11 protein-coding genes are annotated in these 17,454 nt (G+C 70.9%); 1 reads left to right on the top strand and 10 read right to left on the bottom strand.

Annotation, left to right across the window (positions count from 1 at the left end):
- Window positions 1-128: 128 nt before the first annotated feature.
- The 9 genes from ACH4TV_RS23895 to ACH4TV_RS23855 all read right to left on the bottom strand — a co-directional run bounded on the left by ACH4TV_RS23895 (window position 129) and on the right by ACH4TV_RS23855 (window position 14,644).
- Window positions 129-1,535: a hypothetical protein gene (locus ACH4TV_RS23895; RefSeq protein WP_398401260.1), complete on the bottom strand. Its 1,407-nt coding sequence runs from the start codon at window positions 1,533-1,535 to the stop codon at window positions 129-131.
- Window positions 1,536-1,725: 190 nt separating this feature from the next.
- Window positions 1,726-2,997 (bottom strand): GAF domain-containing protein, encoded by a 1,272-nt coding sequence (locus ACH4TV_RS23890; RefSeq protein ID WP_398401258.1) that lies wholly within the window; start codon window positions 2,995-2,997, stop codon window positions 1,726-1,728.
- 293 nt (window positions 2,998-3,290) lie between these two features.
- Window positions 3,291-4,925: an acyl-CoA dehydrogenase family protein gene (locus tag ACH4TV_RS23885; RefSeq protein ID WP_398401256.1), complete on the bottom strand. Its 1,635-nt coding sequence runs from the start codon at window positions 4,923-4,925 to the stop codon at window positions 3,291-3,293.
- Window positions 4,926-5,307: 382 nt separating this feature from the next.
- Window positions 5,308-6,303: a 2,3-diaminopropionate biosynthesis protein SbnA gene (gene sbnA / locus ACH4TV_RS23880; RefSeq protein WP_398401254.1), complete on the bottom strand. Its 996-nt coding sequence runs from the start codon at window positions 6,301-6,303 to the stop codon at window positions 5,308-5,310.
- Between the two features lie 70 nt (window positions 6,304-6,373).
- Window positions 6,374-7,411, bottom strand: a complete 1,038-nt coding sequence (sbnB, locus tag ACH4TV_RS23875) for a 2,3-diaminopropionate biosynthesis protein SbnB (protein WP_398401252.1) — start codon at window positions 7,409-7,411, stop codon at window positions 6,374-6,376.
- Window positions 7,408-8,427, bottom strand: coding sequence for a TauD/TfdA family dioxygenase (locus tag ACH4TV_RS23870; RefSeq protein ID WP_398401250.1), 1,020 nt, complete (start codon window positions 8,425-8,427; stop codon window positions 7,408-7,410). The genes sbnB and ACH4TV_RS23870 overlap by 4 nt, the downstream gene beginning before the upstream one ends.
- Before the next feature lie 34 nt (window positions 8,428-8,461).
- A complete protein-coding gene (locus tag ACH4TV_RS23865; protein WP_398401248.1) occupies window positions 8,462-10,810 on the bottom strand; it encodes an amino acid adenylation domain-containing protein in 2,349 nt (782 codons plus the stop codon).
- Window positions 10,807-13,362 carry a Pls/PosA family non-ribosomal peptide synthetase gene (locus ACH4TV_RS23860; protein WP_398401627.1) on the bottom strand — a complete coding sequence of 852 codons (2,556 nt, stop codon included), beginning with the start codon at window positions 13,360-13,362 and terminating at the stop codon, window positions 10,807-10,809. Before ACH4TV_RS23860 ends, ACH4TV_RS23865 begins: the two co-directional genes overlap by 4 nt.
- A 34-nt stretch (window positions 13,363-13,396) precedes the next feature.
- Window positions 13,397-14,644 carry a heparan-alpha-glucosaminide N-acetyltransferase domain-containing protein gene (locus tag ACH4TV_RS23855; RefSeq protein WP_398401246.1) on the bottom strand — a complete coding sequence of 416 codons (1,248 nt, stop codon included), beginning with the start codon at window positions 14,642-14,644 and terminating at the stop codon, window positions 13,397-13,399.
- A gap of 657 nt (window positions 14,645-15,301) precedes the next feature.
- Here ACH4TV_RS23855 and ACH4TV_RS23850 point away from each other — a divergent pair.
- Window positions 15,302-16,468 (top strand): YihY/virulence factor BrkB family protein, encoded by a 1,167-nt coding sequence (locus ACH4TV_RS23850; protein WP_398401244.1) that lies wholly within the window; start codon window positions 15,302-15,304, stop codon window positions 16,466-16,468.
- A 40-nt stretch (window positions 16,469-16,508) separates the two neighbouring features.
- Here the strand turns inward: ACH4TV_RS23850 and ACH4TV_RS23845 are convergent, their stop codons facing one another.
- Window positions 16,509-17,390: an NmrA family transcriptional regulator gene (locus ACH4TV_RS23845; RefSeq protein ID WP_398401242.1), complete on the bottom strand. Its 882-nt coding sequence runs from the start codon at window positions 17,388-17,390 to the stop codon at window positions 16,509-16,511.
- Between the last annotated feature and the right edge of the window lie 64 nt (window positions 17,391-17,454).

Genomic DNA, 17,454 nt, shown 5'->3' with positions numbered 1-17,454 from the left:
ATCAGGGAATCATCCGTGGCCATGGGCTGTCGATCGGCTGCGGGGCGGTGGGAGCTTGTCGCGCCCCGCGGCGGAGCCGCAGATCGATACAGCCCCGCGCCCCTTTGGGGCGCGGGGTGAGCATCGTCTCAGCGCAGCGAGCCGGTGATCTCTGACAGCGGTACCGCGTACAGCACTCGTTCCGGGATGGCTGGGCCGCGCCAGCCGTTCTGTTTGTCTGCTGCTCGTTCGGTCAGGGACCAGACCTCGCCGGTGGCCTCCCAGTAGGAGAGGGACTCGGCGCGGGTGCCCCAGCAGTGGCGGGACTCGTCGTCGGGGCCGCAGAGGGCGGCCTTCGCGTTGTCGGCGTCCAGGCGCCACAGGGTGCCGTGGCGGTCCTTCGCGCCGGGGGTGTGACCGACGTACCAGTCGGCCTTCTCGTCCCCGGCGGACCGGTAGGACAGCACGCCCTGGATGCCGGTGGCCTTCGTCGAGTAGGCCTCGACCGCGTTCACGCGGCCCAGCGGGTCGGCCGCGAGGAGGCCGGAGCGGTCGCCCGCGCCGCTGAACGAGTAGCGCCACAGGCGGCTGCGCTGGTCGGCGCCGGCCGGGAACGACTCGCTCGCGACCAGGCTGTCGGGCGTGGAGGTGCGGTCGAGGGAGAGGGAGCCGAAACAGGGGGTGTGGTCGTCGGCCGCCGGGTCGCACGTGCCACCGGTCAGGCTGTACGAGGCGACGGCGGGCATGACATACCCGTAGCCGTGCGCCGACCAGCCGCCGGACACCTTGCCGACCGCCGGGCTGTCGACCGAGGCCCGCTGGATGCGGTTCATGTCGTAGACGTACAGCGACTTGTGGTCGGTGTCCGTGGGCGAGGCGGTGACCAGCAGTTTGTCCTGGTACCAGACCATGCCTGAGACCGAGGAGGCGAGCCCCCGGTAGTCGGAGCCGTCCTCGGTCGGGACGACCAGGAGCACCCAGCGGTACGTCATGCTGCTCAGGTCGTTCGCGTCGATGACGGCGACCCGCGCGAGGCCCCGGGAGACCTCCGGCTCGTCCGGTTTGGCGTCGTTGTGCGTCCAGCCGGAGAGGATCACGCGGTTGGCGCCCCAGCGGCCGTCCTCGTCCGCGTCACCGGAGGTGGTGACGGACTGCGGCAGCCAGCGCTGACTGGTCGAATCGGCGTCGTCCCAGCAGTACGCACGGGTGGCCGTCGGGGCGACGGGCAGCGCCTCCGCCTCGGTGGGGGCGCACTCCGCCGTGTTGCGCATCGTGCGGTTGGTGTGGTCCAGGACGGTGCTCACACCCACCGTGCCGCCCATGGAGGTGGCCAGCCGGTCGAGCGAACTCTTCGACGCCTGGTCTTCCGTGAGCTGGAAGTTCGCCAGCTGGGCGGCGGACGTGACGGACTTCAGGGCCCCCGGGTTGTCGCTGCTCACAGCCTGGGAGGCGCTGACGATGGTGGCCGCGGCGGTGAGGGCGAGGGCGGTTCCGGCGAGGGCGCCGCGCAGCGCCCTGCCCCTCTTCTGCCTGCGGTGTCTGCCGCGATGTTTCATTCATCCTCCCGAGGCAGGCCAACTGCGGCTCACGGTCCGTGCGTTGAACCGGGAAGGCAGTGTGGGGGGCCGTGGGATGGATGGTACGTCAGGGGACGCCGGGCCTGGTCGAATACGCCGGAATCGGTGTGCCTGTGTTGTACACGGGGGCCGTTCGGGTCAGTTTTCGTCCACCGGCGTCACACCCCGGTCACCGTGTGTCGCCCGTCCGCCCCCGTGTCACCGCCGGTGCCGTCGAGTTCGGCAACAGGTCGAGCGGGTCGTCCGGGAGCAGGACGGCCACCTCCGTGGCCTCGCTGAAGCGGTACGGGCGGTGGTCCAGGAACGCCCCCAGATACCGCCGTATCCGCGACATCTCCGCGCGTACCGTCACCGTGCGGGCCGGGTCGCCGAACACGTCCTCGGCCAGGCCCGCCGCGCTGCGGCCGGCCGGGTGCAGGGCCAGGAGGTAGAGCAATTCGGCGTGCCGGGGGCTCAGTTCATGGGTCCAGGAGCCCGCCGGGCCCGACACCGTGACCGACCAGCGGCGGGGCCGGCCCAGGTCCAGGACGATCCGCGTGGCGCCCTCGGGCTCGGGCTCGGCCGTGCCACGGATCAACCAGCCGCCGGCCAGCGGCTCCACCGTGCACAGCCCCAGCGCCGGCAGCCAACGGCGGCCCGGGGAGAGCGACTTCGGCAGCGCCACCCGGTTCGTGTACGGCATGCCGGTGACCGCGGCTGTCCAGCCGTCCCGGTCCACCACCAGGGCCCGCCCGCCGAGCCGCGCCAGCACCGGCGCCGCCAACGCGCGCAGCCGCTCCAGCGAGCCCTGATGCCGCTCCCGCAGCCGGGCCTCGGCGAGCTTGGCGACCGAGTCGACCCAGGCGAGCGTTGCCGGGTGCATGGTCTCCAGCGGCCCGCTGACATCCACCACCCCGATCAGCCGGCCGTCGCGCGGGTCGGTGATCGGGGCGCCCGTACACGTCCAGGTGGCGTGCGACCGTACGAAGTGCTCGGAGGCGAAGACCTGTACGGGGCGCCGGGCCACCGCCGGGGTGCCCACGCCGTTGGTGCCGACGACGTCCTCGGCCCAGTCGGCGCCGGGCTCGAACCCGAACGAGTCCGCCCTGCGCAGCACCGGCGAACTGCCCTCGCGCCACAGCACCCGGCCGTCCTCGTCCGCGACGACCATGATGTGCTGGGCGACGTCCGCGACCGACAACAGCCCCTGCCGCAGCACCGGGAGGACATGCCGCAGCCGGGACGTCCCGCGGCGCCGCTCCAACTCCTCGTGGGTCAGCAGCCCGGCCCGGAAGTCGTGGTCGGGATCGACACCACTGCGCAGCATGCGGTCCCAGGACTGCTTGATCACCGGGCGCGGCGCCTGACGCGGCCGCTGCCCGGTGAGCCGGGCCGCGCGGACGTCGCTGAGCAGCCGCGCCGCCCGCACCGCGTCACGGGCGGCGAGCTGTGTGACGTCCATCGGCGGGTTCGCCACTGTGTCCTCCCGTACCGGGCTCGTGGGCAACCGGTTGCCGGGCCCATGTCGACTGCTGGTCTCATGGTGCCGCCCCGGAGGTGCGGAGGAACACACTCCGCGCACAGATGCCGACAAGTTGCAACCCCCTGCAACCCTGGTGAACCGTCCTGCGGTGGCTGAAACTTGGGCGACGCCGCCCGCGGCGTCCGTGCTCCCGATACATGCGGGGCAAGTGAGCGGGGGTGGTGCCGTGTCGGCGCAGCACCACCCCCGATCGCACGCCTCCTGACGGGCGTTCAGCCCACCGGCCGAGCCCGTTCCACCACCGACGCCAGGTCCAGGGTGTGCGGGAGGGTGCCGAAGGCGCTGCCCCAGTCGCCGCCCAGACGGGACGCGCAGAACGTGTCGGCGACCTCCGGGGGTGCGAACCGGACCAGCAGCGAGCCCTGGAGGACGAGAGCGATCCGCTCGACCAGGCGCCGCGCCCGGCCCTCGATGCCGTCCAGGTCGGCGAGTTCGGTCAGCAGGTCCTTGATGGCGCCGTCCAGGCGGTGGTCCGCGCCGCGCGCCTTCCCGACCTCCTGGAGGAACGCGTTGAGGGCCGCGGGCTCCCGCTGGATCGCCCGCAGCACGTCCAGCGCCTGCACGTTCCCGGCGCCCTCCCAGATCGAGTTGAGCGGCGACTCGCGCAACAGCCGGGGCATGCCCGACTCCTCGACATAGCCGTTGCCGCCCAGGCACTCGGACGCCTCCACCACCAGTGGGGTGCAGCGCTTGGTCACCCAGTACTTGGCGGCCGGCAGCGCGAGCCGCAGGAACGCCCGCTCCTGCTCACCGCCGTCGTCATAGGCCGCGGCCAGCCGCAGCGCCAGTGTCGTGGCGGCCTCCGACTCCAGGGCCAGATCGGCCAGCACGTTGCGCATCAACGGCTTGTCGATCAGCTTCCCGCCGAAGGCCTCGCGGTACGTGCAGTGGTGCACCGCCTGCGCGACCGCCTGCCGCATCAGCGCGGCCGCGCCGAGCACACAGTCGAGCCGGGTCATCGCGACCATCTCGATGATGGTGCGTACCCCGCGCCCCTCGTCCCCGACCCGGCGCGCCCACGTCCCGTCGAACTCGACCTCGCTCGACGCGTTGGACCGGTTGCCCAGCTTGTCCTTGAGACGCTGGATGCGGAACTCGTTACGCGTGCCGTCCGCCAGGACGCGCGGCAGCAGGAAACAGGTCACCCCGCCGGGGGCCTGCGCCAGCACCAGGAAGCCGTCCGACATGGGCGCCGAGCAGAACCACTTGTGGCCCGTCAGCCCGTACGTCCCGTCCTCGGCGAGCGGGCTCGCGACCGTCGTGTTGGCCCGTACGTCGCTGCCGCCCTGCTTCTCGGTCATGCCCATCCCGAAGAGCGCGCCGGCTTTCCGGTCCGCCGGCCTGAGCCCCTCCTCGTAGATGGTGGACGTCAGCCGGGGCTCCCACTCGGCGGCCAGCGCCGGGTCGGTGCGCAGCGCGGGCACCGCCGCGTGGGTCATCGACAGAGGGCACCCGTTGCCCGCCTCGGCCTGCGACCAGACGACGAACCCGGCCGCCCGCCGCACATGCCCGCCGGGCCGCGTCCAGGCCGCTGTCAGCCCGGCCGAGACGCCCTTGCCGAGGAGCCGGTGCCACGACGGATGGAACTCCACCTCGTCGATCCGGTTGCCGTACCGGTCGTGCGTCCGCAGTTTCGGGGGGTTCTCGTTGGCGAGGACCCCCCATTCCTGCACCTGCGCGGACCCGGAGGACTTCCCGAGCGCGGACAGTTCGCCCCGCGCCTCGTCCAGAAGCGCGGGGTCCAGGTGCCGCTCGACGGCCGCTGTCAGGGCCTTGTCGGCGGTGAACACGTCATATCCGACCAGGGGCGGTGCCTGGTTGGTCACGGTGTGGGTGCTGGCTGCCATACAGGGAACGTACCGTTCCTGTGGACTGAGTTGGAGTGAGTCCGTTCAGCCGCGCGCCCCGAACGGTCTTGGGCGAGCTGGTCCCCGGCGTACTCGACCCCGGGCGGCGACACGCATCGTGTGCGTGGTCCGGGACCGGGAGGCCCCCGCGGCCGGAGGCCGCTTATGAACACAGCCCTCACGACCTGGCCAGTTGGGTACGGCCAGAGGCGACGGGGAGGCCCTGAACCATCCTCTGGTGGAGCAGGGGCCCCGCACGCTGGCGCCGTACCCGGTGTCCCAGGTCGCACAATCACGCTAACCCGATCAGCCCAGGGGACCGCAAGCCCGCAAGCGGACGATCACACCAACGAGCTAATGAGGCCTTGGTCGTTCCCGCCGGTCAGGCCGGCCCGGAGAGCGCCGCCAGTTCGTCGGTGGCCAGGGCCGCCATGTCCCTCTCGCGCTGGAGTTCCTCCAGCCACTCGGGCTGGTACACGGTGTCGAGATAGCGCTCACCGAGGTCCGGTGCGATCGCCACCGCCGTGAGGTCCCGCCCGTCGTGCCGGGCCAGCCACTGTGTCGCCCCGCTGATCACCGTGCCCGTCGACCCGCCGAACAGGAAGCCCCGGGCGGCCAGCCGGCGGCAGACCCGCACCGCGTCCGGCTCCTCGACGCGGATCACCTCGTCGATGTACGACTCGTCGAGCAACTGCGGCCGGACACTCGTGCCCAGCCCCGGGATCATCCGGGGCCCGGGCGGACCCCCGAAGGTGACCGAGCCGACGCTGTCCACGGCGACGATCCGCACCCTCCGATTCCACTGCCAGAACCAGCGCGCGCAGCCCATCAGGGTGCCGGTGGTGCCGGCCCCGACGAACAGGACGTCCAGGCCGGGGAACCGGCGGGCGATCGCCGGTGCCGTCGTACGGTAGTGCGCCCGCCAGTTCCCCGGGTTGGTGTACTGGTTGAGCCAGACGTACCGCTCGTCGGAGGCGCACAGCGCCCGGACGTACCCCATGCGGGCGCCGAGGAATCCGCCGTGCAGATCCGGCTTGTCGATGACGTGCACACTGCTGCCCAGCGCCTCCATCAGACGGATCGCCTGGAGATTGCAGCGTGAGTCCGTCACGCACAGGAACCGGTAGCCCCGGCTCGCCGCGAGCACACTGAGCGCGACGCCCAGGTTGCCCGACGAGGACTCCACGAGAACGGATCCCGGCCGCAGCCTGCCGTCCCGTTCGGCGGCCGTCACCATCTCGTAGGCGGCCTTCATCTTGATCGAACCGGCGAAGTTGAAGCCCTCGCACTTCAGGAAGAGGGGCAGCCCCACGGTGGCCCGGAGATCGACGTAGAGCTCATCCTCATTGAAGTCCGATGGTTGGGAAATGACTGGCATGTTGTCCCCCTGTGTGTGGCGTGCCTGTCTTCGGCGCGCCTGATCTGTGGCGCGGCACCCGGTGGACGGGTCAGCCGTGCCGGCGCAGTTCGTGGAAGAAGCCGTCGACGACACGCAGTTCGCCGCGGCGGGTCACCTCGTCGTGGACGAACCTGCCGACGGCGAGGTCGAGCACTCCGAGGCCGAAGGGCGAGAACACCACCGGCCGGTCCACCGGGACCTTCGTACGGCCGGTGAGTACGTCGTCCAGCGTGCCGTCGATGAACTCCCGGCCCCCGGTGAGCTGTTCGGCCAGGTGCGGAGAGGTCTCCGCTTTCAGGCAGTGCTCGACGTCGTCGACGTAGTTCGCCGAGGCGAGCAGGATCTCGGGCGCGAGGTCGCGGAGCGAGACGTGCAGGACGAGCGGGTGGTGGTCGAACCACGACACGTCGTGGATGTGCGGTTTCGCGGCGACCGTCGCGAAGACCAGCAGGTCGCTGGAACGGACGAGCTGTTCGGCGCTGTCGTGCACGGTGACCTTGCCGCCGCCGTCCGACCGCTCCAGGTAGCCCTGGAAGCCGGCCGCGCTGTCGGCGGACAGGTCGTACACGCCCGTCTCGTCGAACTCCCAGCCGGTGGCGGCCAGATAGGTGTGGATGTAGCGGGCGATGAGCCCGGTGCCGACGAACCCCACCCGGGTCGGCCGGGTGCGCCCCCGGCTCAGCCGGTCGGCGGCCAGCGCGGCCGAGGCCGCCGTGCGCGAGGCGCTGATGATCGAGCTCTCCAGGCAGGCGAACGGATAGCCCGTGTCGTGGTCGTTGAGGATCAGCACGGCCGACGCCCGCGGGATCCCGCCCGCCACGTTCTCCGGGAAACTGGAGACCCATTTCAGCCCGTCCACCCGGACGTCCCCGCCGATCGACGCGGGCAGCGCGATGATCCGCGACGACGGCCGGTCCGGGAACCGCAGGAAGTACGAGGGCGGATTCACGGAGTCCCCGGCCCCGTGCAGCCGGTACACGGCCTCGACGAGGTCGACGACGTCCGACTCCCGTCCCTGGAGGGCCTGTTGGACCTGCTCACCGGAAATGACGGAGAACGGCGGGACCGTGACAGGGTTCGTGGTCATGAGGCTGTCCCTTCGGTGGAGTCGGTGCGCAGTACCGGGTCGGCCAGGGCGGCGAGGACCTCACGCGGTCCCTCGAAGGGCTCCCGGCTGTGTGCCGTACGGATGTTGTCGACGAGCAGCAGATCGCCGCCGCGCCACGGCTCGCGCATGGTGTGCGCCTCGTACACCTCGTTGAGGGTCTTGACGACGTCCTCGCCGATCGGATCGCCGTTGCCGTAGCGGGTGTTGAAGGGGAGACCGTCGGCGCCGTACACGTCGACGAGGTACTCGTGGACCTCGGGGTCCATCGTCCACTCGTTGAGGAACGCGATCTGGTTGAACCAGCAGCGCCGGCCGGTGACCGGGTGGCGCAGTACGGCGCCGCGGCGCTGGCGGGTGCGCAGGGAGCCGTCCAGCTCCCAGGAGAACTCGATGGCGTGGGCGCGGCAGTAGCGCTCGACGGACGCGCGGTCGGAGGTGCCGAAGGCCTCGGCGACCGTCGCGCCGATCTCGTCGTTGAACGTCCGGGTGAGCAACCAGCCCTCCCGCTCGAAGCGTTGGACGAGTTCGGCGGGCAGCGCGTCGAGCACGGCCGCCGAGTCGGCCACCCCGGTCGCGCCGCCGGTGGCGGGCGCTTCGAGGCAGGCGAACATCAGCAGGCCGGGAAACTCCAGCGCGTAGCTCAGCTCGTGGTGCATGCACATCGGCTGGTTCGGCGGCCACTTGGAGGACGAGTACACGCCGTCGGCGTACCGCCGCCGGGGCGCGAAGGCCTCCTGGTCGCTCATCAGAGTGTCGGCCAGCCGCCGCAGGACGGTACCGGCCGAGGCAGGCTCGTGCAGGCCGAGGCCACGCACCAGCAGCGATCCGTGTTCGGCGACGGCGGCCCGCAGTGCGTCCCGGTGGGCGCCCGCCCACTCCGCCGGCTCGGTGACGGCAGGGACCTGCAAGGTGGGCGGCCGGCCGGGGAGCAGCTCGACGGGCAGCGCGGCCGACGGTGTGGAGGCCGAGGTCGAAGGGGTGGATGACAGTGACATGGTGTGGTTCCTTTCGGTGCGGCGGCGACTGCCGTCAGGCTGTGGCGGCCGACGTGTCGAGCAGCTCGGCCAGGTCCGCGAGGACCGGGTGACGGGTGACGTCCTTGAGGGTGATCGCCCGGTCCAGGGCGATCGCGAGCCGGACCGCCGACAGCGAGGTGCCGCCGCGGTCGAAGAAGTGGTCCAGCCGGCCGATCCGGTCCGCCGGCACGCCGAGCACCTCGGCCCAGGCGGCCGCCAGGCGCCGCTCGCCGGCCGTCCGAGGCCCGTGCGTGCCCTTTACGGAGTCCTCGGAGTCCGAGGAGTCGAGTTCCTCCGCGAGCGCGGTGAGCGTCCTGCGGTCGGTCTTGCCGTTGGCGGTGAGCGGCAGCCGCTCCCGCCAGTGCACGGCCGACGGGACCATGTACGCGGGCAGCGACTCGGCCAACCGCGCCTGTACACCCGCGGGTTCGGCGCCGGTGCAGAACGCCACCAGCCGAGTGCCCCGCACGACCACCACGGAGCCGTCCCGGACGCCGGGCACCCGCAGCAGCGCGTTCTCGATCTCGCCGATCTCGATCCGGAAGCCCCGCAGCTTCACCTGGGTGTCCCGGCGGCCGAGGAACTCCAGCTTGCCGTCGGGCAGCCAGCGCCCGTGGTCACCGCTGCGGTAGAGCCGCTCACCGGGCCGGTACGGGTCCACGGTGAACGCGGCCGCCGTACGGTCGGGGTCGTTGACGTACCCGCGCCCGACACACACCCCGGAGAACACGATCTCCCCGGGCGCCCCGAGCGGCACGGGCGCCAGGTGCTCGTCGACGACGTACACCCGTACGTTGCGCACGGGCCGCCCGAGCGGAACGCGGGGCCCGTCCGGCACCCGGTCCATGACCTCGTGGTTGGTGTCGTCCGAAGTCTCCGTGAGGCCATAGGCGTTGGCGACCCTGATACCGGGCTGGGCGGCGAACCAGCGCTGCACCAGCTCCCGCTTCACCGCCTCCCCGGTGACCGACACACAGTGCAGATCGGGGAGTTCACGGGGCCGCTGCTCCAACTCGGCCAGCACCGCCTCGAGATACGACGGCACGATCTGGAGCACATTGACCCCGCCGTCCACGACGGTGTCCACGAACCGGGCCACGTCCAGGATCACGTCCTGCCCGACCAGCAGCGTCCGGCCGCCGACCAGCAGTGCGGACACCAGCTGCCACAGCGAGATGTCGAAGCACTGGGGAGCGGTCTGCGCGACCACCTGCCCCTCGCCGACCTCCAGGTCCTCCAGCTTCGCGAGGACGTGGTTGACGAAGCCCGCGTGCTCGCACATCGCGCCCTTGGGCTCACCGGTGGACCCGGACGTGAAGTAGATGTACGCCAGTTGGTCCGCCGTGACGCGCACGCCGAGGTCGTCGTCCGCGTGTCCCTCCGCCCCGATTTCGTCGACGTACAGCCTCGGTACGTCCGTCCCCGCCGCGTCGAGCGTGGTGGTGCTGCCGTGCTCCGTGACGACGAACGCGCACTCGGCGCGGGTGAGAGTGGCGGCGATGCGTTCGGCCGGGAAGTGCGGCTCGACCGGCAGATAGACCCCGCCCGCCTTGAACACCCCGAGGACGGCGGCCATCCAGTCGAGGTTGCGCTCGGTGACCACGGCGACGACACCCTCACGGGTCAGCCCGCGGGTCAGCAGGGCCCGACCGAGCTGGTTGGCCCGGGAGTTGAGCTCCTGGTAGGTCCACTCCGTGCCGTCCTGCACGGCCGCGACCGCGTCCGGGTGCGACCGCACCCGCTCCTCGAACAGCTCGTGCACCCGGCGGTCCGGGAGTTCACGTTCCGGACCGGCCAACCCGTCCAGCTGGAAGGCCAGTTCCTCCCCGGACAGCAGGCTCTGCCGCTCGTGGCCGGCGTCCGGGTCGGCGGTCATCAGGGAGAGCGCGGTGAGGTGGTAGCCGGCGATCCGGGCGGCCGCCCCGGCGTCGAGGACGTCGGTACGGTGCCGCAGCCGCAGGGTGCGCTCGCCGACGCCCACGTGCAACACGGCACGGTCGTCGGCCGGTTCACCGCCGTGCGGGTCGAGCACCGTCTCGTACGGCGGCTCGCCCGCGTCGCTCACCTCGTCGGCGAGGTCCGTCAACGCCAGCAACTCCCGCCAGGAACCGGTGCCGATCACCATCCGGCGTGCGACGGGCCGTTCGCCCTTCGCGGGTACGTACCCGACGGTGACCTCCCGCTCGCCGGAGAGCGCGGCGACCACCTTGGCGTGCGCGGCGAGCAGCGCCGACTCGAAGGAGGCCGACCTCAACAGGCTGGCGTCGAGCGGGACTTCGTACTCCGCGTACACCGAGTGCCGCGGGTCCTCGGGGGACCCTTCGGGAACCCGGTCGGGTGTCCAGCGTGGAATCGTGTTCATCGTTCTGCCCCCGTAGCTATCTGTGTGATCCGACCGGGCTGTGCGGTCTGCGTGGTCTGGGTGATCCGGGTGGTCTGCGCGACCTGGTCGCTCCGCAGGGCCGTCGCCGGGTTGCCGCCCCAGCGGGCCCGGCACGGCACGTCCTCGCCCTTCATCAGGAAGGAGTCCGGGGCGAGTTGGGCGCCGTCGCCCATCGACACGCCGTAGTGGACGAGCGCGCCCGTGCCGAGCGTGACGCCCGCGCCGAGGACGATGTGGTCGGACTTGAAGGTGCCGTCCTCCTGCGAGTGGGACTGGATGACGCTGCGCGGCCCGAGCGTGCAGTCGTCGCCGATCGCGGTGAGCGTGCGCTCGGTGATGGAGGCGCCGTCGTCGAAGACCCGGCGCCCGATCCGCACGCCCAGCAGCCGCCAGGCGAGGTTCTTGAACGGCGTCCCGTTGAGCACGACGAGGTAGCCGGCCGGCACCTTCCACAGCCGCTCGTGCCACCAGAAGTGCGGCTCGTAGATGGAGCACAACCGCGGCTGCAGGGGCCGGAAGCGGGTGACGAGCCGCTCGACGAGCACGAAGTACCCGGCGGTGAGCACGAGCCCGAGGAACAGGGAGGCGCCGACCAGCGCGCCGGCGGCGATGCCGTGCGTGCCGTACACGGCGAGGGCGGCGAAGCCGAGCACCGTGAAGAGAAGGGAGTGCACCCAGCGTACGAACAGGAACAGGCCCATCGTGCGCAGGTTGTAGCGGTTCTTCGCGGCGAGCCGGCGGCGGAACTCGTCGCCCTCGCGCAGATGGTCGAAGCTGCTGTCCCGCTCCACCGTCCGCGGGATCTCGAAGGGCGGCGAGCCCAGCAGACCGACACCTTCACGGAGTTCGCCGTCGAGCGGGACCATCACCTTCGTCGCCAGCAGGACGTTCTCACCGGTGCGGCCCCCGGCGGGGTAGGCGATGTTGTTGCCGAGGAAGCTGTGCCCCCCGAGCGTCGCCCGCGAGACGCGGAAGGACGTGCCGGAGTAGTCGGCGTTGAGGACCGACAGCCCGTCGGCGACCATCGTGCCGCTGCCGACGGTCACCAGGTACGGGGTCTCCTGCCGCATCTCCATACCGAAGTTGGAGCCGGTCTGCTCGACGTGCGAGAGGTCGTAGCCGATGGCGCGCAGATAGTGGACGACGTACGAGCTGTCGCCGAACAGCCACAGGAAGAACTTGAGGTTGGTCATCCGGGTGATGGCCCGCTGCGCCGAGTAGTGCAGTCCGTACAGCGGATAGACCTTGTCCGGCTGGATCACCAGATGCAGCAGCCGGGGGACCAGGGACACGGTCACCGCCCCGATGACGATCCCGCTGGTGAAGAGCGCTAGGGACAGGCCCACGGCCTCGGCGTAGAAGCGGACCGAGGTCATGTCGGCCATGTCCGGGGCGAACACGGCCTTCAGCTGGGGCGCCACATCGAGCAGCAGATAGCCGCCGCCGATGGCCAACGGCACGTAGACCAGCAGGAGCTGGAGGAAACTGGCGAGGCCGTAGGCGAACCGGCGGGCGGTGGAGCAGCGGACCTGCGGGATCCGTACGTAGTCCACGTCCGTGGGCTGGGCGGGCGAGCCGTGCCAGCGCCGGCCGGCCGGCACCGCCTGGCCCTCGTACAGCGTGGAGGAGTGGCCGAGTTGGGCGCCGTCACCGATCGACGTGCCGATGTCGAGGACGGTCTTCTCACCGACGTAGACGTCCCTGCCCAGGGTGACCGGGCCGGTCTGGATACGGCCGCCCACGGCCCGGTAGCAGAGGAAGGAGGAGTCCTTGCGGATCACCGTGCCCGCGCCGACCGTGAGCAGGTCGGTGCAGACGGGGAGGGAGGGCGAGAGGATCGTGACGCCCTTGCCGATCCGCGCGCCGAGCGCCCGGAGGTAGAGCACGTAGAGCGGGTTCCCGGCGAACAGGATCATCGGGTTGGCGTGCAGCAGCGCCTTGACGGTCCAGAAGCGCAGATAGGCGAGGCTCCAGACGGGGAACTCGACCGCCTTCCACCGGCCGATCAGCACCCACTTGGCGACCACCGGCAGGGTGCAGAGCCCGATGAGGACGGCACCGCCGAAGACGACCGACCGCAGATAGACGTCGGCGGCACCCGAGCCCGCGTTGATCCACCCGTAGCCCTCGACGGTGACGAGGCCGGTGAGAAAGCAGTAGGCGGCGAAGACCAGCAACTGGAAGACCCCGCACAGGACATACCGCGAGGTGCTGCCGGGCACCGGGGCCTCGGCGGGCGCCGCGGCGGGTGCCTCGGCCGGGGCGCCGGTGAGCGCCGCTGCCAGACTCCGGATCGTCGGGTGCCCGTACACGTCCTTCATCGACACCGCGGGCAGGTCGTCCCGCTTCCTGATCCGGGCGCAGAAGTGCGCCATGACCAGGGAGTTGGCGCCGAGGTCGTCGAAGAAGTGGCTGTCGAGCGGGACATGGTCCGTCTTCACGACCCCCGCGAGCACCTCGGCGAGGATCTGCTCGGCGCCCCCCTCGGCGCCGGGCGTGTGCTTGATCGGATCGGTCGGTGGCTTGGGCACCAACTCGATCGGGTTTCCCCCCACAATGAACTCCTTAGCGGTGCTGATCTTGGATTTCGGTCTGTTCGGATCGTTGGGCCGCAGGATCGGCCGGGGTCCCCTGCTCCCGGCTCGGTTCCCGTTCCCCGGCCCGCCCCTGTGCCCACGCCCGGGCCCGCCGCCCCGCCCCCGCGACGACGGTCTCCAACGGCCCTTGGCCCCTCGTGAGCCGCCACACGACGGCGAAGAGCAGTGCCCCGGCGACCAGCACGGCGTACTGGAGGTCACGGGAGTCGTTCAGCGCTCCGGTGCCCAGGAACAGGACATGGGCGCAGTAGAGGGTCAGCGGCATGCTTCCGGCGGCCGCCAGCGGGACGAGCGCGCGCCGCACCACCCGGACCCGGGTCAGCAGCAGGACCGCCCCGAGCAGCGCCGTGGCCGCGCCAAGGGTGTGCAGCATGTCGAACGGCGAGGTGGAGTGCGGGGCACGGGAGAGCATCGACCACCAGGTCTCGCCGGCCGGGGTGTCCCACAGGACCTCGTCGCGGGCGTGCGGCCCGGCCGCGTCGTGGAACTCGGCCTGCCGCAGCCGCTCCAGACCGCCCCACCGCAGCAGCCACAGCGAGCAGGCCAGCCAGGTGGTGGCGGCGAGCGCCAGCCCGGCGGTCAGCAGCCCGGTCGCGGTGCGCCGGGAGAAGAGGTCCAGCCGCCCGATGGCGAGACCCGCACAGAGGTACGCCGTCCACGCCAGGACCGGATAGTCGCCGTGGACGAGAAGGTCGCCGAGGAGACCGGCCGGGTCCGTGACGACGTCCTGGAGTGTCGGATCGCCCTCGAAGGACGGTTCGGGCAGCGCGCCCCTGAGCAGATGGACGAGGAACGGCGCGACCACCGCCAGGGCGAGGGCGACGCAGGCCGACGTCCTTGCCCGCAGGGCCAGTAGCGGCAGTGCGAGCAGGAACAGCAGGGCGTAGAAGGCGAGGATGACGTCGACGTCCAGGCCGGCCGCGTTGGCGGCGTAGCCCAGCAGCAGCCCGATCAGGCCGACGGACAGCGCCCGGGCGGTGACCGCGGCGAGCGAGCCCCGGCCGGTGCGTGGCGTACGTCCGCCGGTCGTGAAGGCCAGACCGACCCCGGCCACCAGTGCGAAGGTTGCCGAGGACCGCCCGCCCGCCAGCTGCCAGGCCACTGTCGGTGAACCGTCCGGCTCGAACGCCCCGAAGACATGAACGGAGAACATCCCGAGCAGCGCGAGGCCACGGGCCACGTCTACACCGGCTACGCGCGGTGTGGATAAAGGCATGGGAGCTCCGTAAATTGGCACGATGGACTTCGCGCCCCCTGTGCATCCGACATACATCTGTCTGGTCGGAGTGACAGCAGGCGCGATATGGGTAATTGCGTTCGAGAGAAATTACGGACGAGCGGAAATTGTCAAATGGGCGCGGCGTGCAGCACGGCGTCGATCCGCACGTTTTCGTGCGGATCCACGGGCAACGCGGCTTGATCGGGCTTGGTCGGAGCCCTGATGCCCCCGTGTCGTGGTGCTTCGGACCCCCTTGGGCGGGTGTGCCCCGGGAGAACGTAATCCGAATTGTTTCGACCTGGTTATGTGCGGGTCAAGCTCGATCGGCGTAATGTCGCTTTCCTGTTACAGAGTCACGACTTTTCGTGCGGATTGGCGCGACCCGCTCGCTCGCCCCACCAGGGGACTTTCCGTAGGACGGGTGTAATTGCCCGGCGGTATTCCGTTTATGGGCGCTGGAAAATAGCCGCCGAGGGCATGACAGAAATTGTATTCGATTACCTTGCCGGATCGTTCCGTCTCGTTTCTGCTGGGTTTCCCGACGTTTTCTGTCGCGTCACGGGGACGGAGGGAAGGGAGCGGCGCACGCGCGCGGGGCCCTGACCGGGGCACCGGAGGGTGAGAGGGGTCCGGTACGCCCGATACCGTTAGGGCGTGCAGGCAGCAAGTGAACTTCCCGAGGGCCCCAGTGGCCGACTCCACCGGGCGCGTGTCCTCTACCGGAACGTCTCCAAGCGCAGGACTGCTTGGCTGTTGGTCAAGGACACCGTCAACTCGTGCATCGAGTACCGGATCCTGGGCCTGGCGGCCGAGGCGGCGTTCTTCACGCTGCTGTCCGTGCCGCCACTGCTGCTGAGTCTGATCGGACTGCTCGGCTACGTCGACGACTGGACCGGCACCGACACCATCACCAGCCTGGAGACCAACCTCCTGGAGGCGTCCCGCACGGTCCTGTCGGACAAGGGCGTCAGGGAGATCGCCCAGCCGATCCTGGACGACGTGATGAAGGGCGGCCGGCCCGACGTCATCTCCATAGGGTTCCTGTTCGCCCTCTGGTCGGGTTCGCGCGCGGTGAACGTCTTCATCGACACCATCACCGTGATGTACGGCCTCGACGGCGTCCGCGGCATCGTCAAGACCCGGCTGGTCGCCTTCGTGCTGTTCGTCGTGGCGCTGCTGATCGGCTCGGTCGCGCTGCCGCTGATGGTGGCGGGCCCGGACGCGGTGCTGGGCGTACTGCCGTGGTCGGAGACGGTCGTACAGGTCCTGTACTGGCCTGTCGTGGTCCTGCTGTCCATCGCCTTCCTGACGACGCTGTACCACGTGTCGGTTCCCGTGCGCTCACCGTGGATCGAGGACGTCCCGGGCGCACTGATGGCCCTCGGGATGTGGGTGCTCGGCAGCTTCCTGCTGCGCATCTACCTGACCAAGACCATCGAGGGCGCCACGATCTACGGCTCGCTCGCCGCGGCCGTCGCCGTCCTCCTGTGGGTCGGCATGTCCTCGTTCGCTGTGCTCGTCGGGGCCGCCGCCAACGCGGCCATCGACCGCGTCTGGCCGGCCGCCTCCACCGCCGCCGCCCGCGCCGCCAACGAACGGGTACGCCAGGAGGAGGCAGCCGAGTACGTCGCCCGCCTCACCGCCGCCCGCGCCCACGCGTACGAGTACGACGACCCCGAGGACCCCGAGGACGCCGACATGCCTTCCGAGTTCCCGGAACGCTGGTCGCGCTTCCTGCCCCCGGAGGACGTGACCTCGCGGCTGCGGGGGCAGGTGAAGAGCCCGCCCAAGACAGGGGAGGGCCCGCCCTCCGAGAAGTGACGGAGAACGGGCCGCTGTTCCGGCGTGAGCTGCCGGGGTCTCACACCTTCCACACCCCGGCCGCCGCGTTCTCCCGTACGAAGTCAGAGAATTCGCGCGGCTCGCGGCCCAGCACCTCCCGGACGCCGTCCGTGCAACGGGAGTTGCGGCCGTCGAGAAGCCCCTCGAAGACCTCCACCAGGAACGCGGCCTCCTCCGGCGGCACCCCGAACCCGATCAGCACGTCGCCGTACGCCCGCGCCGGCACCGGCGTGTACGTCAGCTCGCTCCCCGTCGCCGCGGCGATCTCCGCGACCGCCTCCCGGAAACTCAGCAGCCGAGGCCCGGTCAGCTCCAACGCCCGCCCCACATACCGCTCCCCGGACCCGAGCGCGGCCGTGACGACGTCCGCGATGTCCCGCACATCGAGGAACGGCTCCGTCATTTCGCCTGCCGGAAAGGCAAGTTCACCGTGGCGCAGCCCCTCCACCAGCGGTCCCTCGCTGAAGTTCTGCGAGAACCACGACGCCTGTACGACCGTCCAGTCCGCGCCCGACGACTTCAGCGCCTCCTCCGTCGGCCGCGCCTGCTCCTCGCCGCGCGCCGACAGCAGCACCAGCCGGCGCACCCCGAGCCCGACCGCCTCACGGGCGAACGCCCCGACGCCCTCGGTCGCCTGGGGCGCCCCGATGTCCGAGGGAAACATCAGGTACGCGGCGTCGGCGCCGGCCAGGGTGTCCGCCCAGGTGGTCGGATCCTCCCAGTCGAACCCGTGCGCACGGGACGCGGCCCGCACGCCGGCCCCGGCCCCGCGCAGGGACCCGGCGACCCGACTGCCGGTCCGCCCGGACGCCCCGGTGACGACCACGGTCATGCCGCTCAGGCCGGCCCGGTCGATCTGATCGCTCTGCCTGTCCTTCGTGTTCTCCGTGTTCTGCGTCATGCCTCCAGTCAAGGGCCGCACGCTCCGGCCGGCCCATCGCTGAACGGCTCATTCCCTGCGTACG

Origin of the sequence: Streptomyces sp. NPDC020898 (assembly GCF_044333925.1) — a bacterium.
Classification (GTDB): Bacteria; Actinomycetota; Actinomycetes; order Streptomycetales; family Streptomycetaceae; genus Streptomyces.
The sequence above is the reverse complement of the archived record's forward strand: the minus strand, read 5'-3'. Positions and strand labels throughout refer to the sequence as shown.

Excerpts from the sequence above, each read along its gene's own strand:
- ACH4TV_RS23895 (WP_398401260.1), bottom strand. The coding sequence starts at position 1,535 with ATGAAACATCGCGGCAGACACCGCAGGCAGAAGAGGGGCAGGGCGCTG.
- ACH4TV_RS23870 (WP_398401250.1), bottom strand. The coding sequence starts at position 8,427 with ATGTCACTGTCATCCACCCCTTCGACCTCGGCCTCCACACCGTCGGCC.
- ACH4TV_RS23885 (WP_398401256.1), bottom strand. The coding sequence starts at position 4,925 with ATGGCAGCCAGCACCCACACCGTGACCAACCAGGCACCGCCCCTGGTC.
- ACH4TV_RS23845 (WP_398401242.1), bottom strand. The coding sequence starts at position 17,390 with ATGACGCAGAACACGGAGAACACGAAGGACAGGCAGAGCGATCAGATC.
- ACH4TV_RS23855 (WP_398401246.1), bottom strand. The coding sequence starts at position 14,644 with ATGCCTTTATCCACACCGCGCGTAGCCGGTGTAGACGTGGCCCGTGGC.
- sbnA (WP_398401254.1), bottom strand. The coding sequence starts at position 6,303 with ATGCCAGTCATTTCCCAACCATCGGACTTCAATGAGGATGAGCTCTAC.
- ACH4TV_RS23890 (WP_398401258.1), bottom strand. The coding sequence starts at position 2,997 with ATGGACGTCACACAGCTCGCCGCCCGTGACGCGGTGCGGGCGGCGCGG.
- ACH4TV_RS23865 (WP_398401248.1), bottom strand. The coding sequence starts at position 10,810 with ATGAACACGATTCCACGCTGGACACCCGACCGGGTTCCCGAAGGGTCC.
- sbnB (WP_398401252.1), bottom strand. The coding sequence starts at position 7,411 with ATGACCACGAACCCTGTCACGGTCCCGCCGTTCTCCGTCATTTCCGGT.